Below are 25,043 nucleotides of genomic sequence, written 5' to 3'. Positions count from 1 at the left end.
TACTATGCTAAATCAAACTATCAGCCAAACCATTGCCCAAGAACTCAACGTGCAAGCCAAGCAAATTCTTGCCGCGATTAACCTTGTCGATGAAGGCAACACCATTCCGTTTATCGCGCGTTACCGCAAAGAAGTCACCGGTGGCTTAGACGACACCCAGCTGCGTCATTTTGAAAACCGCTTGCTGTACCTGCGTGAACTGGACGATCGCCGCCAAACCATTTTGAAATCGATTGGCGATCAGGGCAAATTGAGCGATGAGCTGCAAGCCAAAATTGAAGCCTGCCAAAGCAAAACCGAATTAGAAGATTTATACCTGCCGTATAAACCGAAACGCCGCACCAAAGGGCAAATTGCGATTGAAGCGGGCTTAGAGCCACTTGCTGATTTATTGTGGCAACAGCCGCAACAAGTGCCTGAAAATGCCGCTGAAAGTTATGTGAATGCCGAAAAAGGCGTTGCCGACAGCAAAGCCGCACTTGATGGCGCGCGCTATATTTTAATGGAGCGTTTTGCTGAAGATGCGGAATTATTAGCGAAAGTGCGCGCCTATTTGCAAAAAAGTGCGGTTTTAGTCTCGAAAGCGATCGACGGCAAACAGACTGAAGGCGCGAAGTTTCAAGACTATTTTGAACACCAAGAGCGGTTATCTGCCGTGCCTTCACACCGTGCACTGGCGATGTTGCGTGGGCGCAATGAAGGCATTTTACAGCTGAGTTTAAATGCCGATCCCGATCAAGATGAAAGCCTGCGCCAAAGCTATTGCGAAGAGATTATTCGCCAGCATTTAGCCGTACAGTTCAACCAGCAGCCTGCCGACAGCTGGCGTCAGCAGGTGATCAGCTGGACGTGGCGAATTAAAATTGCGCTGCATTTAGAAACCGAGCTGATGGCAGCACTGCGTGAAAAAGCCGAAACCGAGGCGATCGACGTGTTCGCACGCAATTTGACCGCACTTCTAATGGCAGCGCCTGCAGGGGCGAAAAACACCATGGGGCTGGATCCCGGTTTGCGTACCGGCGTGAAAGTCGCAGTGGTGGATAACACCGGCAAGCTGCTGGCAACCGACACTATCTATCCACACACCGGGCAAATGGATAAAGCGATGGTGAGCGTGTATCAACTGGGCAAAAAGCACAATGTCGGGCTGATTGCGATCGGCAACGGCACCGCTTCGCGCGAAACCGAACGTTTTGTGGCAGAGATTTTGCAAAAATCCAGCGATTGGCAAGCGCAAAAAGTGGTGGTCAGTGAAGCCGGTGCATCGGTCTATTCCGCTTCCGAGCTGGCGGCGCAAGAGTTTCCACAGCTGGATGTGTCCTTGCGTGGGGCGGTGTCGATTGCTCGTCGCTTGCAAGATCCGCTGGCGGAATTGGTGAAAATCGATCCGAAAGCGATCGGCGTGGGGCAATATCAGCACGATGTCAATCAAAGCCAGCTGGCGCGCAAACTCGATGCGGTGGTGGAAGACTGTGTGAATGCGGTTGGGGTGGATTTAAATACCGCGTCTGCGCCACTGCTGGCGCGAGTTGCCGGCATGAGCGCCACACTGGCGCAAAATATCGTCAGCTATCGTGACCAAAACGGGCGTTTTGACAACCGTGAGCAGTTGAAAAAAGTCACCCGTTTAGGGCCGAAAGCCTTTGAACAATGTGCCGGATTTATGCGGATTAACAACGGCAAAAACCCACTCGATGCCTCCAGTGTGCACCCTGAAGCCTATCCGGTGGTGGAAAAAATCCTGCAAGCCACCTCACAAACTATCGGCGATCTGATGGGCAATGCCAGTGCGGTGCGTCAGATGAATGCCGCACAGTTCACCGATGAACGTTTCGGTTTGCCGACGGTGCGCGATATTTTGAGCGAATTGGAAAAACCGGGGCGCGATCCGCGTGGTGAATTTAAAACCGCGACCTTTATGGACGGCGTGGAGGAAATCACCGACTTAGCTGTCGGCATGATTTTAGAAGGTACGGTCACCAACGTCACCAATTTCGGCGCGTTTGTGGATATCGGCGTGCATCAAGACGGTTTGGTGCATATCTCGTCATTATCAAATAAATTCGTCGAAGATCCACACCAAGTGGTGAAAACCGGCGATGTGGTGAAAGTGAAAGTGATGGATGTGGATATTCCCCGCAAACGGATTGCGTTAAGCTGCCGCTTAGACGAACAGCCGCAAGACAAAAGTGCGGTCAGAGGCGGCGAACAAACCCGATCTGCAACCGAACGTTCAAATTCGAACAACCGTACGCGCCAACCCCGCCAAAACAACGCAATCAGCAATAATGCGTTTGCCGATGCGCTGAAAAATTGGAAAAAATAACTGAATTAATCCAATTTGTTAGCTTAAATCCGCTCTTTTGAGCGGATTTTTTATTACAAATTTATGACAGTTTTTAAAAATAATGTCAAAAATGAATGTGATACTGATCCCAATTTTCATATTCGAACATGAAAATCCTTAAAAAAGTTGTTATTATCTCCCACCGAAATGCAGACCATTTCTTTTCATTCTTACTTTCACATCACAATAAAACAGAGGTGTTTTATGATAGGTTTTTTTAAACCGGCGGCACATAAGCCGTTATTACCTCAAGAAAAAATCGAACCGACTTATACCCGCTTACGTTGGCAGGTATTTATGGGCATTTTTTTGGGTTACGCTGCTTACTACTTCATCCGCAGCAATTTCGATTTAGCGCAAAAAGGGCTGATTGAAGCCGGGCTTTACAGCAAAACCGAACTTGGGATTATCGGGATTGCACCGGGTCTTGCCTACGGTTTGTCCAAATTCTTTATGGCGGCAATTTCCGACCGCTCTAATCCGAAAATGTTTATGCCATTTGGTTTAGCACTGTCAGGTTTGTGTATGACGATGATGGGGCTGATGCCTTGGGCGACTTCCGGAATCCTGATCATGTTTGTGCTGTTGTTTATCAACGGCTGGTTCCAAGGCATGGGCTGGCCGCCGTGTGGGCGCACCATGGTGCACTGGTGGTCGAAAAGCGAACGCGGACGGATTGTGTCAATCTGGAATACTGCGCATAATCTCGGCGGGATGGTGCCGGCGTTATTGGTTGGGATCGCCAGTATGGTGTATGCCGCCAATTGAAAAATACAAAAACGATTATCCGGATGATTATAATGAAGAAACCTACGAACACGATCTCAGCACCAAAGACATTTTTGTGACCTATGTGCTGAAAAACCGTTTATTGTGGTATATCGCGATCGCCAACGTGTTTGTGTATCTGATTCGTTACGGCGTGTTGAAATGGTCGCCGGTTTATTTGGGCGAAGTAAAACACTTCGACATCAAAGCGACCGCCTCTGCTTATGCGATTTATGAATTCGCCGCAATTCCGGGCACGCTGTTATGCGGCTGGATGTCGGATACCCTGTTTAAAGGCAGACGCGGGCTGACCGGCTTCGTATTTATGGTGCTGGTGACCATCGCGGTAACTGTATTCTGGCTGAATCCGGCAACCCCGGAAGCGGAACTGGCGCACTACGCGACTCTGCCTTGGTATCACAACCCGTATCAATTAACCGACTTTATTATGATGACGATTATCGGCTTCTTAATCTACGGTCCGGTGATGTTGATCGGCTTGCACGCGCTGGAATTGGCGCCGAAAAAAGCGGCGGGTACTTCTGCTGGTTTCACCGGTTTATTCGGCTACCTTGGCGGCACGGTTGCAGCAAGTGCGGTGATCGGCTGGGCGGCGGATAAATTCGGCTGGGACGGCGGATTCTACATCATGATCGGCGGTGCGGTGTTAGCCTGCGTATTAATGCTGATCACCATGGTGGAAGAAGGCAAACATAAAGCCAGAATCGCCGAACAAGATCGCTTAATTAAATAATCCATAACATTCCGAAAGACGAGCTAGCTCGTCTTTCTTTTTATCTAAAAAAGGAAAATGCGATGAAATTCAAATTATTAACACTTATATTTGCCGTTTCGACCGCACTTGTCGGCTGTGCGCAACAATTGTCGAGCAATAATCAAGACAAACTGGTTATCGCCCACCGCGGCGCCAGTGGCTATCTGCCCGAACATACATTGGAATCCAAAGCGCTTGCCTTTGGTCAACGGGCGGATTACTTGGAACAAGATTTGGCGATGACCAAAGACAATCGTTTGGTGGTGATCCACGATCACTTCTTAGACGGACTCACCGACGTGGCGAAAAAATTCCCGAAACGCGCACGCAAAGACGGACGCTACTATGTAGCGGATTTCACCTTAGCGGAAATTCAGACCTTGGAAATGACTGAAAATTTCAACGTCGAAAACGGCAAACAACTGCAAGTCTACCCGAACCGTTTTCCGCTGTGGCAATCGCATTTCCGCATTCATACCTTTGAAGATGAAATCGAATTTATTCAAGGTTTAGAAAAATCCAGCGGTAAAAAAATCGGGATTTATCCTGAAATCAAAGCCCCTTGGTTGCACCACCAAGAAGGCAAAGACATTGCACTCGAAACCTTAAAAGTGCTGAAAAAATATGGCTACACCGACAAAGATTCGGCGGTTTATCTGCAAACCTTTGATTTCAATGAACTCAAACGGATTAAAACCGAATTATTGCCAAAATTAGGCATGGACATCAAACTGGTGCAGTTGATTGCGTATACCGATTGGCATGAAACCGAGGAGAAAAACGCGCAAGGCAACTGGGTGAACTACGATTACGACTGGATGTTTAAACCGGGTGCGATGGCAGAAGTGGCAAAATATGCCGACGGTGTCGGACCAGGCTGGTATATGTTGATTGACGACAAACAATCCGCGCCGGGCGATATTCGCTATACGCCGATGGTCGCCGACATTGCAACCCAATCGCTTGAACTGCACCCATACACCGTGCGCAAAGATGCACTGCCGCCGTTTTTTAGTAATATCGATCAAATTTCGATGCGCTGTTGAACCACGCAGGCGCCACAGGCGTTTTCACCGACTTCCCGGATTTAGCGGTGAAATTCTTAGATAAGGACAAACAATAGTGCAAGTGCGGTCTGATTCTGATCTGACCGCACTTTTAATTTCAGCCAAATCATCAACAAAAAAATCCCCTTAGCCTCACGGTTAAGGGGGAAGTACAAACTAAATAGAGGAAGTTTGTTATTCGATAGTTAATCGGCTGCCGTCATAGCTCAGGACTTGCACCGCGCTGACTGCTTTGCCGCCGTCGCTTTCGCCGCCGATTAATAAAATTTGGTTATCGTAAGAAACTGTCACCGCATGGCTGACGCCGGTTGTCAGCTCGCCGAACGCTTTCCAACGATTGTCTTTTAAAATATAAATTTCTTTGTGCCACGCTTGGCTTAAACCTTGGTGCGCAAACAGTTTGCCCTGTTGATATTGCTGCTGCGCGCCTGGGAAGCTGGTGCCTCCGGCAATCAAATAATAGCCGTGGCTATAGCCAGCCGCCGCGCCGCTCAAGCCTTCTTGTGCATTCTCGCCGATTGTCATCGGCAAATTCGGCAATTTTCTCCACTCCACCCGCTGTTTGCCGATGCTGCCCAGCTGCGCTGCCGGCGTATTCAATCCCGGTTTCACTGCGCCACTGACCATCAACACCGTTTCGCCATTCCCGGCCACTGCGGCACAAGCTCTGCCACTGAACGGAAATTTGCCCTCATTGCGCCAGCGATTTTCTGCTACATCATAGCTCAAAGATTCGGCGGTAAAAAAATAGTCCTGTGGTCGTTGCGCCAAGTAGGCTTGCTTCACTGCGTCTTTTGCCGCTTTGCTGGGGGCAAGTGCGCGATCGTGTAAATAAGTGTTCAACACATCCGAATTATTGCCGCCGAACAGATAAATTTTATCTTGATACACCGCCGCACCGGCACCGACGATTCCGCGTGGTGCTTGGGTATTTAATTTAACCCAACGATTTTTCTCCGGTTGGTAGCGATAGGCGTCGTTCACCACCTCAAACCCGCTTTCCGTTTGTTTTAAGCCGCCGAAAATATACAGCTCGCCGTTCAGTGCGGCGGCCACCGCATAGCGCCGCGCGCCACCGGGGAATTCGGCAATTGCCTTCCATTCACCGTTCTTTTGGCTGAGATCCAACGCATAAAATCGCTTGCCCGCACTGCCCAAACCGACATAAGCCGTGCTATCGATCATCGCGCCGCTGCCGAATTTGATCGCATGCGGCAAATCGGGATAACGCCCCGCTTGCGCACTCATTGCCGCTGCCCATAAAGGCAGCGTTAGGCAAAGCGTCAGTGCGATTTTTAAAGGCTTGGTCATCCGTTTTATTCCATTATCGTGCAGTGAAACCACACAATATCTTGAAAGATAATTATCATTTTTCTTTGAGGTGATGATAACTTTACTCCGCCACGAAATGCAATAGCCAGTGCGGTTTTGTTATCTAAACTCCAGTGGAGATCACAGTTTTAGCGAGAGTTTGTAGAATATTTCAGCATCGACAAGCCAACGCCTGCCGATAACTGATTTAAAGAGAGGATTATTTTTTCTTGCTCGGACGCTGCCAGTTGGCAATGTGGCGTTGCGGCACACGGCTGATCACCAGTTCGTTGTCGCTCACATCTTTGGTAATCGTCGCTCCGGCACCAATGGTGGCACCGTCAGCAATCGTCACCGGCGCCACCAGCTGGCTGTCAGAACCGACAAATACATTATCACCGATCACGGTTTTAAATTTATTTACGCCGTCGTAATTGCAGGTGATCACCCCTGCGCCAATATTGCAATTGCTGCCGATTTCAGCATCGCCGACATAGGTCAAATGATTCACTTTCGAGCCTTTGCCGACCACCGCTTTTTTGATTTCAACGAAGTTGCCGACGTGGGTTTCCGCCGCCAATTCCGCGCCCGGACGCAAGCGTGAGAATGGCCCGATAACCGCACTTTCACCGATCACCGCATCTTCAATCACCGAATACGGTTTTACCTCCACATCCGCGGCAATACGGCAATTTTTCAATACACAACCTGCACCGATTCGCACGCGATCGCCCAACTCGACCAGCCCTTCGGCAATCACGTTCACGTCAATTTCCACGTCTTTGCCGTGGCGCAATTCGCCGCGCAAATCAAACCGCGCCGGATCGATCAACATCACGCCCGCCAGCAACAATTTTTTGGCTTGCTGCTGTTGATAATAACACTCCAATTGCGCCATTTGCAGACGGTTGTTAGCGCCTTCCACTTCCATTCTGTCCGCGGCAGACACCGCGCACACTTGGCAGCCGTCCTGATTGGCAAATTCGATCACATCAGTGATGTAATATTCCCCCTGCGCGTTATTATTGTTTAAGCGGGAAAGCCATTGTTTAAAGCTGGCGCCACTCGCTACCATCACGCCGGTATTCACTTCCTGAATCGCCAACTGCTGCGGGTTGGCGTCTTTCTGCTCGACAATCGCCACCACATTGCCGTCTTGACGGATAATCCGTCCGTAACCGGTCGGATCGTCTAAATTAACCGTTAACAACGCGATTCCGTTTTGCGGTTTGGCGGCGATCAGTTTTTCTAACGTTTCTTGGGTGATCAACGGCCCGTCACCATACAGCATCAAAATGTTTTCATCGTCGGCAAAGTGCGGTGCAGCCTGTTGCATCGCATGTCCGGTGCCCAATTGTTCCGCCTGCAACACCCAGTTCACCGGCTCGCTTTGCAAACGCTGCTGCATCACTTCGCCGCCGTGCCCGTAAATCAGGTGGATATTCTGCGCTCCTAGCTTCGTCACGGTGTCGATAACGTGTTTTACCATTGGCTTGCCTGCGATAGGGTGCAACACTTTCGGTAAATCGGAATACATACGGGTGCCTTTGCCCGCCGCCAAAATCACAACGCTTAATGCTTGTTTGCTCATAATTGATTCTCTTGCAGTAAAAAATTGTAGTGAGTTTACCTTAAATCGGATACATTAGGAATGTAAAAAACCGCACTTTGCGCTATTCAAACACAAAGTGCGGTTGGTCAGTTGAAGTGAAAATTATTCGACGCGTTCGCCGTGCAGCACCACGTCCAAACCTTGACGTTCTTGATCTTTTTCGACCCGCAAGCCGACCATTTTATCCACAATGAACAGCAGGATTGCGCTGCCGACGGCGCTGTAACCGATGGTGATCAGCACGCTTTCAATTTGAACCCACAGGCTGGCGTCACCGCCGGTGATGTCGGTGGAGACAAACACACCGGTCAACACCGCACCGACAATACCGCCGATGCCGTGAATGCCGAAGGCGTCTAATGAATCGTCATAGCCCAGCCAATATTTCAGTTTGGTGGCGCTCCAAAAACAGATTACGCCGGAAATCGCACCCAGTGCAACCGCACTTTGCACGCTGACAAAACCGGCTGCCGGGGTGATTGCCACCAAGCCCGCGATTGCGCCGGACGCCAAGCCCAATGCCGACGGTTTATGTCCGCATAAGCGTTCGGTGATAATCCATGCCAGTGCGGCGGAAGCCGTTGCCACTTGGGTGGTCGCCATCGCCATACCTGCACGTCCGTCCGCCGCCAAAGCAGAACCGGCGTTGAATCCGAACCAACCGATCCACAGCATTGCCATCCCAATCAGTGTCAAAACCAAGTTGTGCGGCGGCATTGCTTCTTTGCCGTAACCGATACGTTTGCCCAGCATAATCGCACCGACCAAGCCTGCGATCCCGGCATTGATGTGGATCACCGTGCCGCCGGCATAATCCAGTACGCCGTCTGCCGCCAGCCAGCCGTCCGGCCCCCACACCCAGTGAGCGGTCGGGACATAAATCAGCAGTGACCACAAGCCGCTGAACAGCAGCATGGCAGAAAATTTAATCCGCTCGGCGAATGCACCGGTGATAATCGCTGCTGCGATAATCGCGAATGTCATTTGGAACAGCATAAACACCGATTCAGGAATGGTGCTGGCACCCGGGAAAATGGTCAGTTGCTCGCTCTCGCTGAAAACGTTTAAACCGTTTAAGAAAAAGCGCTCGGTGCCGCCGATAAAGCCGTTGTTCGAGGTGAACGCCAAACTGTAGCCGAAACAGATCCACAGCAAGGAGATCAAACAGGCGACGGCAATGCTTTGCACCATGGTTGCCAACACGTTTTTCTTGCGCACCATGCCGGCGTAAAACAGCGCCAAGCCCGGTAAAGTCATAAACAACACCAAAAGTGCCGAAACCATCACCCATGCGGTATCACCGGCGCTGATTTCCGACATCGGGCGTACCCAGTCGGCGGTTTCTGTTGCGAAAGTTGTGGCGGGCGCGCACAGCGCCGCCAGTGTCAAAAGTTGCTTTTTCATTTTTCCACCTATATTGCTTTCCGAAATTAAATAAAATCAAACTAAAAATTCAGCGAATGTACTGAATTAAATCGCATTTTCGTCAGTTTCGCCGGTGCGGATCCGAATCACTTGTTCCACCGGTTTAACAAAAATTTTGCCGTCACCGATTTTCCCGGTGCGTGCGGTTTGGCAAATAACCTCAACCGCTTGCTCTGCCAGTTCGTCGGGCAAAACAATATCGAGGGCAATTTTAGGCAGGAAATCGACGGCATATTCGGCACCGCGATACAGCTCGGTGTGTCCTTTTTGCCGTCCGAAACCTTTGACTTCGGTGACCGTGATGCCTTGAATGCCGATGTCGGACAAGGCTTCACGGATATCGTCTAATCTGAAGGGCTGCACAATGGCAGTGATTTGTTTCATATAGTTTCTCCTATCATAACTACGTTAAATTAAGGAGCAAACCATCCATATCAAACAAAATGTCAAACAAAACACCGAATGACATGGATGCTTGCTTTCCGAGATAAAAAATAAAAAGTGCGGTACATCAAAAACAGTCTTACAAAATATTATCGTATTGCTCCATAATGCGTTTTGGCCAAACGCTGGATTGCACTTGCCCGATATGTTGTTTGTGCAACAACAGCATTGCCAAACGCGATTGTCCGATGCCGCCGCCGATCGATTGCGGCAGTTGACCGTTTAATAGCGCTTGGTGCCACGGGAATTCGGCGCGTTCTTCGTTGTTGGCAATCGTCAATTGGCGGCGCAACGCGGCTTCGTCTACACGAATCCCCATTGATGACAATTCAAATGCTGATTCCAGCACCGGGTTCCAAACCAGAATATCGCCGTTCAAGCCTTTGTATTCGCCTTCGCTTGGCGTTGTCCAGTCGTCATAATCCGGCGCGCGCCCGTCGTGCGGTTTGCCGTCGGACAGTTTGCCGCCGATGCCGATCAGGAACACCGCGCCGAACTCTTTACAGACCGCACTTTCACGCTCTTTGCCGCTGAGATCCGGATAGCGGCGTACTAAATCTTCACTGTGAACAAAAGTGATTTCCGGCGGCAGAAAGCCTTTAATCCCGAATTGCACTTCCACCATCTGCTCGGTTTCTTTGATCGCGGTGTAGATCGATCTGACCGTCTCTTTCAAATAAGCCAAGTTGCGTGAGCCTTGCGGGATTACGCGCTCCCAGTCCCACTGATCAACAAACACCGAGTGAGTTTGATCCAGGCTGTCTTCATCAGGGCGCAGCGCGATCATGTGTACGAACAGCCCTTCGTTCGGTTGGAAATCAAAACGCCCCAAGGTGTGACGTTTCCATTTCGCCAATGAGTGCACCACTTCAAAACGCACGCCGTGAATTTCACGGATGTTCACCTGCACCGCATTCTCAACGCCGGACAGGTTGTCTTGCATTCCGTTGCCGACCTGGCTCAATAACGGACCTTGCACTTCAACGATTTTTAAATGCTCTTTTAACATCTGGGTAAAGGTGTTTTTCACAAAACTGATTTCTTGCTGTTGCAAAATAAATGAATTTTTCATAATTTTTCTATTCTTTTTTAAATGGATTTCTGGGTTTATTAAATAAAAATCGGCGTTCGCCGAGTTTTTATGTATTATTCAACAAAGAAAGCAAAATTTCCAATACTTTTTTAATTTTTTTTGATAATATGTGTTCATCAATCAATTTAATTGCGTTTTTTTTGAAAAAAAACTAAAAAAGGAGAGGCTTATGCAACAAGTTGCTCAAATCGATGCGCTGGATCAGCAGATTTTACGCGTGTTGACCAAAGATGCGCGCACCCCGTATGCCGAAATGGCGAAAAAATTCGGCGTCAGCCCGGGCACGATCCATGTGCGGGTGGAAAAAATGCGCCAGTCCGGCGTGATTGGAGGTACCAAAGTGCGGATCAACGAACGCAAATTGGGCTATGACGTGTGCTGTTTTATCGGCATTATTCTAAAAAGTGCCAAAGATTACGATAACGTGATCAAAAAATTGCAAACCTTTGATGAAGTGGTGGAGGCTTACTACACCACTGGCAACTATTCGATCTTTATCAAAGTGATGACCCACACTATCGAAGAACTGCATAGCGTGCTGGCGACCAAAATCCAACTGATTGATGAGATCCAGTCCACAGAAACGTTAATTTCTATGCAAAATCCGATCCTTCGCGATATAAATCCGTAGTCATTCGGCGTAAAATACCTGCTTTGTAGTCATGATAAAAATGAGAATAATCAAGGAGAATGTATGGCAGACGTATTTCATTTAGGGTTGGTCAAGTCGGATTTAGACGGCGCAACCGTGGCGATTACCCCGGGCGATCCGGCGCGTGTCGAGCGAATTGCCAAGTTGATGGATAACCCGAAATTTTTGGTCTCTACCCGTGAGTTCACCTCGTGGTTGGGCTATGTGAACGGCAAACCGATTATGGTGTGTTCCACCGGCATTGGCGGGCCTTCGGTTTCGATTGCGGTGGAAGAGTTGGCGCAATTGGGCGTGCGCACTTTCTTGCGCATCGGCACCACCGGCGCGATTCAGCCGCACATTAATGTCGGCGATATTTTAGTCACCACCGGTGCGGTGCGTTTAGACGGCGCCAGCCAACATTTTGCACCGTTGGAATATCCGGCGGTCGCCGATTTCCATTGCACCGCCACCCTGTACCAAGTGGCGCAACAGAGCGGCGAAACCACTTATGTCGGCATCACCGCCTCGTCCGATACCTTTTACCCGGGGCAAGAGCGCTACGACACCTACAGCGGCAAAGTCTGTCGTCGTTTTAGCGGTTCACTGAAAGAGTGGCAGCAGCTGAACGTGATGAATTTTGAAATGGAATCGGCAACCCTGTTCACCATGTGTTCGGCGCTCGGCTTAAAAGCCGGCATGATTTCAGCAGTGATTGTTAACCGCACCCAGCAGGAGATTCCGAACGAAAGCACGATTAAAGCGGCAGAAGCCAAAGCGGTCGCCTTGGTGGTGCAAGCAGCCGGGCTGCTGGCATAATCGGCGGCGAAGCGCTAAACGTAAAAAATCCCGTTTTTCAACGGGATTTTTTGGTTCTAGACCGCACTTTTTAACATTCGATACAATTCATCTTTTAAGCGCAGTTTCTCTTTTTTCAAATTTTCGACTTCTTCATGCGTGCCTAATTCAACATTGGTTTCAATCGCAACAATTTTGTGATCCAGTTCATTGTGCTTCTCAAACAGGCGGGCAAAATGGGCATCTTCCGATTTCAGTCGGCTGATCAGATCGCGGTGTTCAGGGAACATAGTGGACTCCTTGTGGTCATCAGATCGGGTGAGTAAGGATTACTGCTGTGATGATTTTACCACCATTTCGCCAATCAAGGTTGGGCGCAGTTCACAAAATTGAGGTTAGCCTAAATCGTTACGCCGGATTTGTCGCAAAAGTTGCTCGCAACAGCGATCCAATAATTGGTAAGTTTGTGCGAAATTATTGTCATACCAAGGATCGGGAATATGATCAAACCCCAAATCCGAAACTAAATCGGTGATCTTAAAAATTTTTGCCTGCTTGCCGAACATCTTGTTTAAATCCGTCAAATTGCTGTTATCCATTGCAATCAGATAATCGAAAGCCTGCAAATCGCTTTTGCGCACTTTGCGGATGACAAAACCATGCCGATCGATGCCTTGTTGCTGCAACATCGCTGCCGTGCCGCGGTGCATATCTTCGCCGTCGTGGTAGCCCGCCGTGCCGGCGCTGTCGAGCACGACGCTATCTTGCAGCCCCGCTTGTTCGACTTTATGCCGCATAATATATTCCGCCATTGGCGAGCGGCAGATATTACCTAAACAGACAAATAAAATTTTCATCGTTTTCCTTTTTCGCCTTCAAAAAAACAGGCATTTTCATAACAAAAATGCCTGTGGGATTCACTGATTATACGCTTAGCGCGGCGGCAGGTAGCGGGTCGGATCGACCGATTTGCCTTTGAAACGGATCTCAAAGTGCAGTTTCACGCCGTTGGTGCCGGAGCTGCCCATTTTGGCGATTTGTTGACCGGCGCTCACTTCCTGCTGATCTTTCACCAAAATGCTTTCGTTGTGTGCATAGGCACTGAGGAAATCATCGTTATGTTTGATGATAATCAGATTGCCGTAGCCGCGCAGCGCATTGCCTGCATACACCACTCGCCCTGCGGCAGCGGCATTCACCGCTTGCCCGCGCGAACCGGAAATATCCACCCCTTTGTTGCCGCCGTCAGCCGAGGAGAAGCCTTGGATCACTTTGCCGTTCGTCGGCCAACGCCAGCTGATATTGGAATTGACCGCACTTGGTGGCGTCACCTTCACCGCGGTGCTGCTCGTCGCTGCTGTAGCCGCCGTTGCGGTAACGGTTTGTTGGGCTTGTGCCGCTTGCTGTTGTGCCATGGTTGCGGCATTGCCTGCCGAGGCTTTCACCGGCCCGGTAATCGTGCCGTCGGAGCCGTATTGGGTATTATTCGGACCCGGTGTGTATGTTACAGCTGGTTGTGTCGGTTTCACTTCGGTTACGGCTGGTGCGGTGGTTGCCTCTGCAACCGTTGCAGTCGCCGCTGGCGTGCTGATAGCCGGGCTACCGGAGCCGACTTTTAACACTTGTCCGACGCGCAAGCTATACGGCTCGCTCATATTATTTTTTGCTGCCAGCTCCGCCACGTCCATACCGGAAATATAGGCGATCAGGAACATGGTGTCACCCTTGCGCACGGTGTAGCTGTCGCCTTTGTAGAAACCTTTGTCGATTTGATTATAAATCGGTGCGTTAGTCGTGGTATCGCGCGGAATGGTGAAGTCTTGCGACACGTTATTGGTGCGAGTTGCACTGCTGGCAGTTTGTGCCGCCTGTTGTGCTTGCCCAATTGGCTGCTGCACCGCCGTTTGCACATTTTGCTGAATTTGCTGCGACTGTTGTTGTACTTGTCCGATCGGCTGCTGCACCGCTTGCTGCACGCTCATGCTCTCCGGCATACTCTGCTGCTGAATTTCCGGCTGCCAGCTGCCGCTGCTTGCGCCGCTAGATTCAACCGGCTGCATAATGCCTGGCGACAAATTTCCGTCAGCACTTTGCACCGGCGCACCGCCGCTGGAGCTACAGCCCGCCAAAACGGCAAGCGCAAGTGCGGTCGGCAAAAAGAACAATTTACTTTTCATGTTTCAATCCTTTACTTTGAATAACCTAAAACTAACGTAAAATAAAATAGGCGATAACGGCTAAGACTACCACGCCCCAGCCGATCACTTCAATAGAACGGCGCAATTTCGCTTCGACTTTCGGTCCACCCCAAGCGGCTAATTTTGCCACTAGAATAAAACGTGCCGCGCGTGAAATAAACGAGGTGAAGATAAAAGGCAAGAGTGCCATATGTAATAACCCTGCGGCAATGGCGAAGACTTTATAAGGCACAGGCGAAAATCCCGCGACAAAGAGCACCAAAATGCCCCATTGTTCAAACCATTGAATAATTTGTTCTAATTTGGCTTGGTAACCAAATTGCACAATATAGTGTTGTACCATATCAAACGCATAATACCCAATCAAATACCCTACTAAGCCACCAGCGACGGACGCAAGTGAGGTGTACAGCCCATAATGCAATGCTTTCTTAGGGGCGTTCATTGCCATTGGAATCAGCATCACATCAACGGGGATCGGGAAAAAAATCGATTCAATAAAGCTGACAAACGCCAGCCAATATACTGCCAAACGGTGACGCGACCAGCGCATTACCTGATCATACATCTTTCCAAAAATTTTCACTGTAGCGCTCCTGCCACTAACGGCACAAATTTGACTTCTTCGATTTTTTCAACATGATATTTATCGCCGACGCGGGTGATCAGTTGTAAAATCTGAACCTCTTTACCGACGGGAATCACCATTCGCCCGCCGTCTTTTAATTGTTGTAACAGCTCAATCGGCATACTTTCCGCCGCCGCGGTGACAATGATCGCATCGAACGGTGCTTTTGCCGCCCAGCCGCTCCAACCGTCCGCATGGCGCAGCTGAATATTGTGCAGCTCCAGCTTTTTCAAGCGATGGATCGCCTGCCACTGTAATTTTTTAATCCGCTCGACACTGTACACCTGATGGCATAGTTTTGCCAAAAGTGCGGTTTGATAACCGCTGCCGGTGCCGATTTCCAGCACTTTATCATCTGGCGTCAGCTGCAGCAGTTCGGTCATTTTCGCCACGATATACGGCTGCGATAAGGTTTGCCCCTCGCCGATCGGAATCGCGGTGTTGTCATAACAGCGGCGCGCAAACGCTTCCTGCACAAAGTTGCTGCGCGGAATTTCATACATCGCTTGCAAAATCGTGTGGCTTTGAATGCCTTGTGAGCGCAGCCGCTCAACCAAGCGGCGCTGTTCCAGTATCGACATCTTACTCCGCTTCCACCCAAGTTTGCAGGCGCTGCAACGATTGATGTGCGGTCATGTCGGTTTGAATCGGCGTTAACGACACATAACCGTTCGCCACCGCATGAAAATCAGTGCCCTCGCCGCTGTATTCCGGCAAGCCGCTGGCGCCGACCCAATAAATATGCTCACCGCGCGGATCCACTTGTTTCACCATTGCACTGGCGGATTCCCGATAGCCCAGCTTGGTGACTTTCAGCCCTTTCAGTTGTTCATACGGAACATCCGGCACGTTGATATTGATGATTTCTCGCTTGCCCAGCACGTTGTCATGCAACGTCGGAATCAAATCGCATACCACTTGCGCGGCGGTTTCGTAATAGATTCGCCCGTCCAAGGAAACCGCAATCGACGGCAATCCGAGGTGGCGGCCTTCCAGTGCGGCGGCAACCGTGCCGGAATAGATCACATCGTCACCTAAATTTGCACCGGCATTAATCCCCGACACCACCAAATCGACCCGCCCCGACAAGAAGCCGTTTAACGCCAGATGAACGCAGTCCGCCGGCGTGCCGTTAATGCAGTAATCGCCGTTAGGCAATTTCAGCGGTCGCAGCGGCTCGACCAAGGTTAACGAGCTGGATGCCGCGCTGCGATTACGATCCGGCGCAACAATCGTCACGGTGGCGAATTTGCGCAGCGCCGCCGCCATGGTTTGAATCCCTTCGGCATGAATGCCGTCATCATTACTCAATAATATGTGCATACACTTCCTTATTGTGATTCGTTTTGTGATTCGTTGCCGCCCAACTGTGCCAATTCACGCACCAGCGCGGTGGCATAGCTGCCGCTTTCCAAGCCGAAACGCAGCCTTAAGCCGTCGGCTTCAAATTGCCATTCAAAATTCTGTGGCTGCGCCAAGATTAAACGACGCGCATTTTGCAACCGCTCTTTATGCATCAGCGCCACCAATTCTTGATGTTGCTCGACCAATGCCTGTTCGCGCAACAGTGCATCGTGCTGTGTTTGTAGTTCTGCCGAGCCGATCAGTGCTGCGGTCAGCCCGACATCGTGTTGCTGTAACCGCACTTGTAAATCCTCCAGTTCGGCTTGCTGCGCCACAAACCAGCTGTGCGAACCCTGTAGCTGCAACACATCGCCCTCAAGCACCGTTTGGCTCAAGCCGTCTTGGATCCGCGCCGAGACAATCAAATTAAACAGTTCGCTGCGTGCGGCAGAGAGGTAAAAACTGCGCTTTTTGCGGTCTTTCACCTGAATCTCGCCTTTCGCCCAGCGCAGTGCTTGGGTTAAATTATGACCGTCGCGTCCGAAACGCTGTTCAGTGAAATAATTTGGGAAACCGTGCTGTTGAATGTTTTCTAAGCGTTGGTTCAGATCCGCACTTTCGCTGAGATCACGCAACAAAATTTCAAACTGGTTGCCTTGCAAACTGCCGACCCGAATTTTACGGTTGTGACGGGTAATTTCCAGAATCTCTACCCCGTCCAATTGAAATGTGCTGAAATCCGGCGTCGCTTTGCCCGGCAGGTGTAAACAGAACCACTGTTCGGTCACCGCATGGCGATCTTTCAAACCGGCATAACTCATATTTTTCGCCGAAATCCCGGCAAATGCCGCCAGTTTTTCGCCGACAAACAGGGTGTTGGCATTGGTTTTGCGGACTTTGAGCGCGACAAATTCACCGTCGCCACTCATCTCGTAGCCCAACTGTTCTCGCACGATAAAATCGCTGAACTCGGTTTTCAAGCGAGCGTGTTGTGTCGGCTTGCCATAGAGGTAGTGTAGTTCCGCCATTAGTTATCCTTCGTTTGTTCGCGCAGCAGCAACGCCACCGCTTCGCAGGCAATCCCTTCGCCGCGCCCGGTGAAGCCGAGCTTCTCGCTGGTGGTGGCTTTCACGTTCACTTGTGTGATGTCGCACTCCAAGTCTGCGGCGATACAGGCACGCATCGCGTCGATATGCGGGCGCATTTTCGGCGCTTGCGCAATAATCGTCACATCAACATTGCCAACCCGATAGCCTTGTAACCGCACTTGGCGATAGGCTTCACGCAACAAGCCGCGGCTGTCGGCACCTTTGTATGCCATGTCGGTGTCGGGAAACAATTTGCCGATGTCGCCGAGCGCCACCGCGCCAAGCAACGCGTCGGTTAAGGCGTGCAACGCCACATCGCCGTCGGAATGCGCCAGCAAGCCTTTTTCATAAGGAATCGCCACGCCGCCGATGATAATCGGGCCTTCGCTGCCGAAAGCGTGTACGTCAAAACCGTGTCCAATGCGAATCATCGGTTGTTCTCCGTTTGTCTGTGTTGTAAGTAAAACGCCGCTAAGGCTAAATCTTCCGGGCGGGTGACTTTCAAATTATCCGAGCGCCCGCTCACCAAGTGCGGTCTAAACCCCGCCAACTCCATGGCCGAGGCTTCATCGGTCAGGCTGAGCTGTTGGGCAAATGCCGCTTGATAGGCTTGGCGCAAGGCGGCAGTCGGGAAAAATTGCGGCGTCATGGCGTGCCATAATCGGCTGCGATCTTCGGTGGCGCAAACTTGCTGCTTCGAATTGGCACGTTTAATCGTGTCGGTCGCCGGATGAGCCAAGATAGCCCCGTTCGGATCGTCAATCTGTAATAATTGGTCTAAATCCTGATGAGTCAAGCAAGGGCGCGCGGCGTCATGCACCAGCACCCAACTGTCGTCCGGCGCGTGTTGCAAACCGGCAAGTACCGAGTCGGCGCGGGTTTCGCCGCCGATCACCAGTTCAATTTTAGTCTGCTGCTGCAATGCCAAGTCGTCAATATAGGGATCGTCTTTTGCCACTGCGACAATCACTTTTTCAATCGCCGGGTAGCTCAGCAACACGTCTAAGGTGTGCTGTAAAATGGTTTTGCCGTTCAGCTCTAAATATTGTTTCGGCTTCTGCTGCCGCATTCGGCTGCCGTTGCCGGCGGCGGGCACCACCGCGATAATTCTACGCACCGCCATTACTGATATTCGTCCGCTTTCATCAAACGATAGAACACTTCGTTGCTTTTTACCATGTCGTGTTCCAGCCGGGCGCGTTCTTCAACCGCCGCCACGCCCTCTTTCAGATCTTTGATTTCCGCCATGATTAGCTGATTGCGCTGCGCCAGTTGCGTATTTTCCGCCGTGCGTTGTTCGATTTCCTGTTGCACCGTCTGATGATCGCGGTAACCGTTTTTGCCGAACCAGAAACTGTATTGAAACAGCAGCAGCAAACCACCCAGAATAATGATCAATACCCGCATTGTTGCTTGTTCTCTTGTTGTGATTAAATGAGGGATAGTTTACCTTGAAATCGCGTAAAAATGGAATGCTAAACGCCGAAGCGGTGAAAAAATCCGAATAGGGGGTGGTGAAAAGTAACAATTACTTGAGAATATCTTCACTAGATAGCTACCGCACTTTAAGCAAAATTAAAGTGCGGTCTTGCAAATTAAAAGGCGTAACGAATACCGAGGTTAAAATTGCGTCCCGGTGCAGTGTAAGCGTCGGCATTGCCGTTGCTGATAGACACGCTGCCGTCGTAAGCGGACGTTTGGTTACTTCTACCGGCAAGATAAGAAATATCCGACCAATTCCAGTATTTTTTATCAAACAGGTTGTTAACGCTTGCGCTCAAGGTTACGTTTTTAACCGGTTGCCAATAAGCGCCAAGATCAACCAAGTTATAACTGATACTCGGGTTATACATCGTGCCGTCGATATCTTTGTCCGCCTTGGCTCGAACATGGGTTAACGTCAGATTGGCGCCCCATTGTTCACTCTCATACGCCAGTCCTGCACGCAATTTTAGCGGCTGAACACTGTTGATTGGACGTACCACGCCATCTTCCGTCGCTTTACCGCGAGCATAGCTAATGCCGGCAGAAGCACTCAGATCTTGCCAGAATGCCCATTTTAGGTTGGCATCAACACCGTAAATTTTGGCTTTGGCAATATTTTCATACTGAATAATCATATTCGGCATGGAGGCTTGGGTGAGGTAATCAATAAAGTTTTTATAACGGTTATAGAAACCGGCAACCCGATATTCTAAGCGGTCGCTATTACCCTTAAAGCCGACTTCAAAGTTATCCGCCGTTTCCGGTTTTAATTTCGGATTGCCGACAATCGAATAGCTATAACCAGGGCCGCTGTTGCCGAACGAGGTGGTTAACTGCTGTGCCGACGGTGCTTTGAAACCGCGCGAATATTGAGCATATGGACGAATTTCGTCCATAATGTTCCAAACTACACTGAATTTAGGCAGGAATACGGTTTTATGCTGATTTTGGATCGGGGCATAATTTTCGGCACGTTGCACATAGCCATTCGCCGCGCTCGGTTTTAAACGGTAATCCAAAATCCCCAAGTGCGGTGTCAACACCACGTTGCCCAAGGTGATTTCATCTTCAACGTATAAATGTAATTTAGACTGCTTGGTATCCGCCGAAGGTTTGCGGTTATCGGCGGCCGTGGTGATTAATTGATTAGTCAAATCCTGATAGGAATACGCCACGCCGTAGCGCAGAATTTGCGGCAATGCGGAGGATAATGACCGGCTGATTTGCGAACGAATACCATAGGTTTTATCTTTATTAAACGCATCATCAAGACGAGTGGTGGCAACGGTTCCGGTCGTGTAGTAGCGGCGACGGTGGTTGTCAGTTTGCGCCGATTGGAAATAAACGCTGCTATCGATTAACAAATTGTCATCGGCATATTGATGACTTAAAGAGAGACGGTTTCGTTTAACCTTATCGTTGGTATGATCGCTGATATTATTGGTAACCACCCCGCTACGACTGACGGAGGAACCGAGCTCAGACAAACGCTCACTGTCGGTTTCCCGTTGCAAATGTTCAAAGGTCACACCGATCCGATGCTTATCGTTCAGTTGGTAATAATTTTTGACTAACACATAACCGCTCTTATAATCCGCCGGATTGGCTTCAGTGCGGTTGCTGCCGACTCCGCCGACATCACCATTGGTTTGACTTTCATGGCCTTGGCGATAAGTGGTTAATAGTAATCCTTGATATTTTTCATTTTGTGCGGCAAAACCCAGCGTTCCGGCGACCGATTGATCAACGCTGTTATATGCGCTGGATAGAAGTCCGCCCAATGCCCGCCCTTTTAACAGTTCATCAGGTTCTAAGGTGGTAAAATTCACACTGCCGGAAAGCCCTGTAGATGAACCACCACGCTGAATCTGTGCCGTTTGCAATGAGGTAGGCTCAATAAAATCACCTCGCCCAAACGCCATGCCGACGGTGGCAAACAATTTATTTTCTTGTGATTCAGGTAACGGGATCCCGTCAATCGACATACCGACCCGATTACCTTGCAACCCCCTGATATTAATCCCTTCGTTACCGGCACGGGTACGTTGCAAACTGTTAACATCGACATCCAATAGGCTGTTAAACAAGGTTTTAATGCTACTTGGGTTGCGCTTTCCAATCTCGCTTGCGTTAATTTCCGAATGATTGACCGCACTTACGTTGCCTTCTTCAATCACCCGAATTTCTGCCAATTGGGTTTCCGCCAGAGTGTAACCGGCAGTTAACGCTAAAATAATTGCCGATACTAATTTTGATTTTTGAAACTGCATAGAACCACCTTATATATTGCAAATAATAACAATTCGCATTATATTTTCATTTAACAATTTTGCAATATCTGTCCGCTTTAATTTAGGAAATAAATTTATGCAATATAAAAGACTTATCATCAGTATGGGTTTAATGTGTCTTATCAGCAGCGCCACATTAGCACAACAAATACCACAAAAAATCGTCTCCGTCGGCTCAGGTATAACCGAAATTCTGATTGCCTTAAAGCAACGCGAGAATATTGTTGCAGTGGATTCAACCAGCCGTGCCGCAGGTTTAAACGTGCCGATTTTGGGTTATCAACGCAATTTAAGCAGCGAGGGGATTTTGGCGCTAGCACCGACTCAAGTCATCGGCAGTGAAGAAATGGGGCCGGAAAGCGTTTTAAAACAGTTAGAAGCGGCAGGGATTCGGATTGATATCATTAAACAAGGCAATCATGACGTGAGTGGGTTGTACAACCAGATCGATCAACTGGCAAGTTTGACCGATAATGCCGAAGCGGCACAACAATTGAAAAATACGGTTAATCTGCAAGTAGAAAATATCAAAAAACTGACACCGAAGCCGTTACAAGGGGCTTTCGTACTATTGAGCGAACAACGTCCACCACAAATCAGTGGTGATAACAGTACCGCAGACGGGGTGATGCAATTAATCAATATTCAAAATCAAGTCCACGGCAAAGCCTATTTTTCCTATTCAATTGAACAGTTATTGGCACTCAATCCTAAAATTTTATTGGTATCTGAGCGTAGTTTGGCACAGAATCTACCAGATATTTTGACTAAATATCCATATCTTAGCCAATTACAAGCCACAAAAAACCAGTGCGTTTTCACTTTAGACGGGCGTGCGTTGTTGGGCGGATTTAACCTTAGCAGTGTGAATGAAGCCGAACGGATTGCCCAAGCGATCGCCAATAACCCGAACTGCGGATAAGGCATAATGCAACGAATTAATCCGTTTCTGTTTTTTATGCTGTGTAGCGGTGTGTTGCTCGTGCTGTTTTTTACCTCATTAAGCCAAGGCGCGGTTGCTTTGAGTTGGCGAGAAAGCTATTCCGCCTTGCTCGGGCAAGGTGACACGATGCAACAATATATTGTGCAACAGTTACGTTTGCCACGCAGTTTGTTGTGCATCGCGGTCGGTGCAATTTTAGGTGTCTCCGGCTCAGTGCTGCAAGGCTTATTCCGCAATCCGCTAGCTGATCCCGGAATTATCGGCATTAGCGCAGGCTCGGCATTGGGAGCGGCAGTCGCAATTGTGTTGCTGCCCGCCGGCTGGTTTGCCCTATTTCCGTTACAAGCCACCGCATTGTTTGCCTTTATCGGCGGCATCAGCACCACTTTATTGGTCTATCGAATTGCGCATACCGCACTTGGCACCCAAATGTTACTGATGTTATTGAGTGGCATTGCGATTGGCTCACTGGCGTTTGCGCTACTTGGCTTTTTACAATTTATTGCCGATGATCAGCGCTTGCGCGATTTAAGTATGTGGCAGCTGGGCTCGTTTGCCGCCGCTGACTTTTTCGATTTATGGGGATGTTATGCGGTGTTAATCTTGATGTTGAGTTTCTTTATGAGGAGAGCACAAGGATTGAATCTTTTGTTATTAGGCGAAAATGAAGCCCGACATTTAGGTATCTCGGTTGAACGCTTAAAACGCCGTTGTATTTATCTAACCGCACTTGGTACCGCCAGTGCAGTGGCTGTTGCCGGCATGATCGGTTTTGTCGGCTTAATCGTGCCACATATTTGTCGCAGCTTATTGGGGCCGAATCATCAATATTTAATCCCTGCAAGTGCGGTCTGTGGCGCAACATTAATGCTGTTAGCCGACTTGTTGGCTAGAACCCTAGCCTCACCGGCGGAAATTCCGGTCGGGATTATCACCGCCTTAGTCGGTGCGCCGTTTTTTCTGTTACTACTGGTTAACCAACGCAGAAAGGGATAGCAAAGAAAATCATGCTGATTTTAAAAAATCTGAGCCTACAGATTGCGCATAAGCGCTTATTATCATCAATTAATCTACAACTCTGCGCAGGGCAAACAGTGGCGATTCTGGGGGCAAACGGTGCAGGCAAATCAACCTTACTCAAGGCGATAATGCAAGATCTTCCGTCTCACGGCGAACTAAATTGGCAACAACAGGATTTGCGTCATTTGTCGATCGCCGAACGCGCTAAACAGCTTGCCTGTTTACCACAACAGAGTCAGCTGAATTTTGCCTTTTGCGTGACTGAAATTATGGCAATGGGCTTTGCCACCGTAATGCCCGAGAAAACCCGCGCCGAGCAGTTAATGGCAGCAGCATTGACGATTTTTGATTTACAACATTTGGCAAACCAAAATTATCTGTATTTATCCGGCGGTGAAAAACAACGAGTACACGCCGCACGCATTTGGTTGCAAATTCAAGCCAGTGAACAACCCAAATTAGTGTTACTGGACGAACCGACCAGCGCGTTGGATTTGAAACATCAACATCAACTGCTGCAACAAACCAACGCCCTAGCCGAACAAGGGCATTTAATTTTGTTGGTTTTGCACGACCTGAACCTTGCCGCTCGTTATTGTGATCGCATTATTTTATTGGATAAAGGGCGTATTTTTAATATAGGTACGCCAAAATCGGTTTTGACCACCGATCAAATAGAAGCGGTTTACGGCTATCGCGCCGAGGTTAAAGAAGAACAAGGCAGGCTGCATATTTGGTGATAAACCGCACTTTGACCGCAGTCGAGGCAAAGTGCGGTTTTGCACAAGCGAACGGCTAAGCGCGCACAAACAACTGGCGGTGGCCGAGTGCCGGCAGGCGGCTACGCACCTCATCTAAGCGTTCAAAGTTAATTTCAGCAATCGCGAATCCTTCACCTTCACCGACACCGCTGATAATTTCACCCCACGGATCGATAATCATACTGTGTCCGAAGGTAGTGCGTCCGCTTTGATGACGCCCGCCCTGCGCCGACGCCACCACATAACACTGATTTTCCACCGCTCTTGCACGCAACAACAGTTCCCAGTGGGCTTTGCCGGTGGTATAGGTGAACGCCGCAGGCAGCATCAACACATCATACGGGGTTTGCGCGCGGAACAGTTCGGGAAAACGCAGATCATAGCAAATCCCCTGCCCGACGCTGACTTCGCCGATTTGCAGTGCCGGCACTTGATAACCGGCTTGAATGCTGTCTGCCTCACAATAATTTTCGCCGTTGCCGCTATAGTTAAACAGATGGATTTTATCGTAACGGGAAAGCAGTTCGCCCTGCTCGCCATACACCAACATACTGTTCAGCACTTTATTCTCTTCAGTGCCGCGCAGCGGAATCGAACCGGCAAACAGCACGATTTGTAACGCTTTTGCCAATTCGGATAGCAGGCTCTGCAATCTGCCTTGCTCAAATGTTTCGGCAATGGCGAGCTTATCGCTCTCATTTGCGCCCATCAACGCCCAATATTCCGGCAATAACACCCATTTGGCACCGGCTTGCGCCGCTTTATGCACCAGAGTTTGCATGGTGTCAATATTGGAGTCGATGTTAGTTGTCGAAACCATTTGGATCGTGGCTACTTTGAAATTTGCTGTCGTCATGCTGTGTCCTTATCTTTGTTCCAGTTTCTCGTTTCAGTATCCCTTGATTTTGTTCGGAAAACAAGTCAGAACGGGCATCGTGACAGAGATTTTTAAATTAGCTTAGTTATTTACTAAAGTCGAAAAAACACCGAATGGATCGACAATTTCCAGCGGAA

Annotated in this window: 23 protein-coding genes and 2 pseudogenes; 8 read left to right on the top strand and 17 right to left on the bottom strand. The window is 49.4% G+C overall.

The window, feature by feature from the left end:
- Positions 1-4: 4 nt before the first annotated feature.
- The 3 genes and pseudogenes from ACUHGC_RS02220 to glpQ all read left to right on the top strand — a co-directional run bounded on the left by ACUHGC_RS02220 (position 5) and on the right by glpQ (position 5,013).
- The gene (locus ACUHGC_RS02220; protein ID WP_446834819.1) at positions 5-2,326 is read left to right on the top strand and encodes a Tex family protein; all 2,322 of its coding nucleotides are present in this window, start codon (positions 5-7) and stop codon (positions 2,324-2,326) included.
- Positions 2,327-2,551: 225 nt separating this feature from the next.
- A pseudogene (locus tag ACUHGC_RS02215) lies at positions 2,552-3,869 on the top strand (MFS transporter).
- Between the two features lie 62 nt (positions 3,870-3,931).
- Positions 3,932-5,013, top strand: a pseudogene (glpQ, locus tag ACUHGC_RS02210) (glycerophosphodiester phosphodiesterase).
- A 118-nt stretch (positions 5,014-5,131) separates the two neighbouring features.
- On the opposite strand, the gene ACUHGC_RS02205 reads toward glpQ, so the two are convergent.
- The 5 genes from ACUHGC_RS02205 to asnA form a co-directional block, all read right to left on the bottom strand.
- Entirely contained in the window at positions 5,132-6,268 is a 1,137-nt protein-coding gene (locus ACUHGC_RS02205; RefSeq protein WP_446834060.1) for an N-acetylneuraminate epimerase, read from the bottom strand.
- A 220-nt stretch (positions 6,269-6,488) separates the two neighbouring features.
- Positions 6,489-7,859: a bifunctional UDP-N-acetylglucosamine diphosphorylase/glucosamine-1-phosphate N-acetyltransferase GlmU gene (glmU, locus tag ACUHGC_RS02200; RefSeq protein WP_446834059.1), complete on the bottom strand. Its 1,371-nt coding sequence runs from the start codon at positions 7,857-7,859 to the stop codon at positions 6,489-6,491.
- Between the two features lie 123 nt (positions 7,860-7,982).
- Positions 7,983-9,284, bottom strand: a complete 1,302-nt coding sequence (locus ACUHGC_RS02195) for an ammonium transporter (protein WP_446834058.1) — start codon at positions 9,282-9,284, stop codon at positions 7,983-7,985.
- A 66-nt stretch (positions 9,285-9,350) separates the two neighbouring features.
- Positions 9,351-9,689 (bottom strand): P-II family nitrogen regulator, encoded by a 339-nt coding sequence (locus ACUHGC_RS02190; protein ID WP_446834057.1) that lies wholly within the window; start codon positions 9,687-9,689, stop codon positions 9,351-9,353.
- A 139-nt stretch (positions 9,690-9,828) separates the two neighbouring features.
- Positions 9,829-10,821 (bottom strand): aspartate--ammonia ligase, encoded by a 993-nt coding sequence (asnA, locus tag ACUHGC_RS02185; RefSeq protein WP_446834056.1) that lies wholly within the window; start codon positions 10,819-10,821, stop codon positions 9,829-9,831.
- Positions 10,822-11,011: 190 nt separating this feature from the next.
- Here asnA and asnC point away from each other — a divergent pair, with 190 nt between their 5' ends.
- Positions 11,012-11,473 carry a transcriptional regulator AsnC gene (asnC, locus tag ACUHGC_RS02180; RefSeq protein ID WP_446834055.1) on the top strand — a complete coding sequence of 154 codons (462 nt, stop codon included), beginning with the start codon at positions 11,012-11,014 and terminating at the stop codon, positions 11,471-11,473.
- 63 nt (positions 11,474-11,536) lie between these two features.
- Complete coding sequence (udp, locus tag ACUHGC_RS02175) at positions 11,537-12,292, top strand: uridine phosphorylase (RefSeq protein WP_446834054.1); 756 nt, start codon at positions 11,537-11,539, stop codon at positions 12,290-12,292.
- Between the two features lie 56 nt (positions 12,293-12,348).
- Here udp and ACUHGC_RS02170 read toward each other — a convergent pair whose 3' ends face one another.
- The 11 genes from ACUHGC_RS02170 to ACUHGC_RS02120 form a co-directional block, all read right to left on the bottom strand.
- Positions 12,349-12,561 (bottom strand): YdcH family protein, encoded by a 213-nt coding sequence (locus ACUHGC_RS02170; protein ID WP_446834053.1) that lies wholly within the window; start codon positions 12,559-12,561, stop codon positions 12,349-12,351.
- 105 nt (positions 12,562-12,666) lie between these two features.
- Positions 12,667-13,128: a low molecular weight protein-tyrosine-phosphatase gene (locus ACUHGC_RS02165; RefSeq protein WP_446834052.1), complete on the bottom strand. Its 462-nt coding sequence runs from the start codon at positions 13,126-13,128 to the stop codon at positions 12,667-12,669.
- 75 nt (positions 13,129-13,203) lie between these two features.
- Positions 13,204-14,448, bottom strand: a complete 1,245-nt coding sequence (nlpD, locus tag ACUHGC_RS02160) for a murein hydrolase activator NlpD (protein ID WP_446834051.1) — start codon at positions 14,446-14,448, stop codon at positions 13,204-13,206.
- Between the two features lie 31 nt (positions 14,449-14,479).
- Entirely contained in the window at positions 14,480-15,055 is a 576-nt protein-coding gene (locus ACUHGC_RS02155) for a YqaA family protein (protein WP_446834050.1), read from the bottom strand.
- Entirely contained in the window at positions 15,052-15,678 is a 627-nt protein-coding gene (locus ACUHGC_RS02150; protein ID WP_446834049.1) for a protein-L-isoaspartate(D-aspartate) O-methyltransferase, read from the bottom strand. Before ACUHGC_RS02150 ends, ACUHGC_RS02155 begins: the two co-directional genes overlap by 4 nt.
- 1 nt (position 15,679) lies before the next feature.
- A complete protein-coding gene (surE, locus tag ACUHGC_RS02145; protein WP_446834048.1) occupies positions 15,680-16,420 on the bottom strand; it encodes a 5'/3'-nucleotidase SurE in 741 nt (246 codons plus the stop codon).
- A gap of 8 nt (positions 16,421-16,428) precedes the next feature.
- Positions 16,429-17,469, bottom strand: a complete 1,041-nt coding sequence (gene truD, locus ACUHGC_RS02140; RefSeq protein ID WP_446834047.1) for a tRNA pseudouridine(13) synthase TruD — start codon at positions 17,467-17,469, stop codon at positions 16,429-16,431.
- Positions 17,469-17,960 carry a 2-C-methyl-D-erythritol 2,4-cyclodiphosphate synthase gene (ispF, locus tag ACUHGC_RS02135; RefSeq protein WP_446834046.1) on the bottom strand — a complete coding sequence of 164 codons (492 nt, stop codon included), beginning with the start codon at positions 17,958-17,960 and terminating at the stop codon, positions 17,469-17,471. The genes truD and ispF overlap by 1 nt, the downstream gene beginning before the upstream one ends.
- Positions 17,957-18,652 (bottom strand): 2-C-methyl-D-erythritol 4-phosphate cytidylyltransferase, encoded by a 696-nt coding sequence (gene ispD, locus ACUHGC_RS02130; RefSeq protein WP_446834045.1) that lies wholly within the window; start codon positions 18,650-18,652, stop codon positions 17,957-17,959. Before ispD ends, ispF begins: the two co-directional genes overlap by 4 nt.
- Complete coding sequence (gene ftsB, locus ACUHGC_RS02125; protein ID WP_446834044.1) at positions 18,652-18,936, bottom strand: cell division protein FtsB; 285 nt, start codon at positions 18,934-18,936, stop codon at positions 18,652-18,654. The genes ispD and ftsB overlap by 1 nt, the downstream gene beginning before the upstream one ends.
- Before the next feature lie 188 nt (positions 18,937-19,124).
- The gene (locus tag ACUHGC_RS02120) at positions 19,125-21,284 is read right to left on the bottom strand and encodes a TonB-dependent hemoglobin/transferrin/lactoferrin family receptor (protein WP_446834043.1); all 2,160 of its coding nucleotides are present in this window, start codon (positions 21,282-21,284) and stop codon (positions 19,125-19,127) included.
- Between the two features lie 97 nt (positions 21,285-21,381).
- Here ACUHGC_RS02120 and ACUHGC_RS02115 point away from each other — a divergent pair, with 97 nt between their 5' ends.
- Genes ACUHGC_RS02115 through ACUHGC_RS02105 form a run of 3 tightly spaced genes read left to right on the top strand, consistent with a single transcriptional unit; the run spans position 21,382 to position 24,008 of the window.
- A complete protein-coding gene (locus tag ACUHGC_RS02115) occupies positions 21,382-22,227 on the top strand; it encodes a heme/hemin ABC transporter substrate-binding protein (protein WP_446834042.1) in 846 nt (281 codons plus the stop codon).
- 6 nt (positions 22,228-22,233) lie between these two features.
- The gene (locus ACUHGC_RS02110) at positions 22,234-23,244 is read left to right on the top strand and encodes a FecCD family ABC transporter permease (RefSeq protein ID WP_446834041.1); all 1,011 of its coding nucleotides are present in this window, start codon (positions 22,234-22,236) and stop codon (positions 23,242-23,244) included.
- 11 nt (positions 23,245-23,255) lie between these two features.
- Positions 23,256-24,008 carry a heme ABC transporter ATP-binding protein gene (locus ACUHGC_RS02105; RefSeq protein WP_446834040.1) on the top strand — a complete coding sequence of 251 codons (753 nt, stop codon included), beginning with the start codon at positions 23,256-23,258 and terminating at the stop codon, positions 24,006-24,008.
- A gap of 55 nt (positions 24,009-24,063) precedes the next feature.
- On the opposite strand, the gene ACUHGC_RS02100 is transcribed toward ACUHGC_RS02105, so the two are convergent.
- A complete protein-coding gene (locus ACUHGC_RS02100) occupies positions 24,064-24,885 on the bottom strand; it encodes a carbon-nitrogen hydrolase family protein (RefSeq protein WP_446834039.1) in 822 nt (273 codons plus the stop codon).
- Positions 24,886-25,043: the final 158 nt, after the last annotated feature.

The sequence above is a fragment of the Testudinibacter sp. P27/CKL/0425 genome (genome assembly GCF_052931395.1).
This window is presented reverse-complemented; position numbering and strand designations above follow the sequence as displayed.

Bases quoted from the DNA above. Each gene is read 5' to 3' on its own strand.
- ACUHGC_RS02220 (WP_446834819.1), top strand. From the start codon at position 5: ATGCTAAATCAAACTATCAGCCAAACCATTGCCCAAGAACTCAACGTG.
- ACUHGC_RS02195 (WP_446834058.1), bottom strand. From the start codon at position 9,284: ATGAAAAAGCAACTTTTGACACTGGCGGCGCTGTGCGCGCCCGCCACA.
- ispD (WP_446834045.1), bottom strand. From the start codon at position 18,652: ATGGCGGTGCGTAGAATTATCGCGGTGGTGCCCGCCGCCGGCAACGGC.
- asnA (WP_446834056.1), bottom strand. From the start codon at position 10,821: ATGAAAAATTCATTTATTTTGCAACAGCAAGAAATCAGTTTTGTGAAA.
- ACUHGC_RS02190 (WP_446834057.1), bottom strand. From the start codon at position 9,689: ATGAAACAAATCACTGCCATTGTGCAGCCCTTCAGATTAGACGATATC.
- truD (WP_446834047.1), bottom strand. From the start codon at position 17,469: ATGGCGGAACTACACTACCTCTATGGCAAGCCGACACAACACGCTCGC.
- nlpD (WP_446834051.1), bottom strand. From the start codon at position 14,448: ATGAAAAGTAAATTGTTCTTTTTGCCGACCGCACTTGCGCTTGCCGTT.
- ACUHGC_RS02165 (WP_446834052.1), bottom strand. From the start codon at position 13,128: ATGAAAATTTTATTTGTCTGTTTAGGTAATATCTGCCGCTCGCCAATG.
- ACUHGC_RS02120 (WP_446834043.1), bottom strand. From the start codon at position 21,284: ATGCAGTTTCAAAAATCAAAATTAGTATCGGCAATTATTTTAGCGTTA.
- ftsB (WP_446834044.1), bottom strand. From the start codon at position 18,936: ATGCGGGTATTGATCATTATTCTGGGTGGTTTGCTGCTGCTGTTTCAA.
- udp (WP_446834054.1), top strand. From the start codon at position 11,537: ATGGCAGACGTATTTCATTTAGGGTTGGTCAAGTCGGATTTAGACGGC.
- ACUHGC_RS02205 (WP_446834060.1), bottom strand. From the start codon at position 6,268: ATGACCAAGCCTTTAAAAATCGCACTGACGCTTTGCCTAACGCTGCCT.
- ACUHGC_RS02170 (WP_446834053.1), bottom strand. From the start codon at position 12,561: ATGTTCCCTGAACACCGCGATCTGATCAGCCGACTGAAATCGGAAGAT.
- glmU (WP_446834059.1), bottom strand. From the start codon at position 7,859: ATGAGCAAACAAGCATTAAGCGTTGTGATTTTGGCGGCGGGCAAAGGC.
- ACUHGC_RS02100 (WP_446834039.1), bottom strand. From the start codon at position 24,885: ATGACGACAGCAAATTTCAAAGTAGCCACGATCCAAATGGTTTCGACA.
- ACUHGC_RS02105 (WP_446834040.1), top strand. From the start codon at position 23,256: ATGCTGATTTTAAAAAATCTGAGCCTACAGATTGCGCATAAGCGCTTA.
- ACUHGC_RS02110 (WP_446834041.1), top strand. From the start codon at position 22,234: ATGCAACGAATTAATCCGTTTCTGTTTTTTATGCTGTGTAGCGGTGTG.
- surE (WP_446834048.1), bottom strand. From the start codon at position 16,420: ATGCACATATTATTGAGTAATGATGACGGCATTCATGCCGAAGGGATT.
- ACUHGC_RS02115 (WP_446834042.1), top strand. From the start codon at position 21,382: ATGCAATATAAAAGACTTATCATCAGTATGGGTTTAATGTGTCTTATC.
- asnC (WP_446834055.1), top strand. From the start codon at position 11,012: ATGCAACAAGTTGCTCAAATCGATGCGCTGGATCAGCAGATTTTACGC.
- ACUHGC_RS02150 (WP_446834049.1), bottom strand. From the start codon at position 15,678: ATGTCGATACTGGAACAGCGCCGCTTGGTTGAGCGGCTGCGCTCACAA.
- ispF (WP_446834046.1), bottom strand. From the start codon at position 17,960: ATGATTCGCATTGGACACGGTTTTGACGTACACGCTTTCGGCAGCGAA.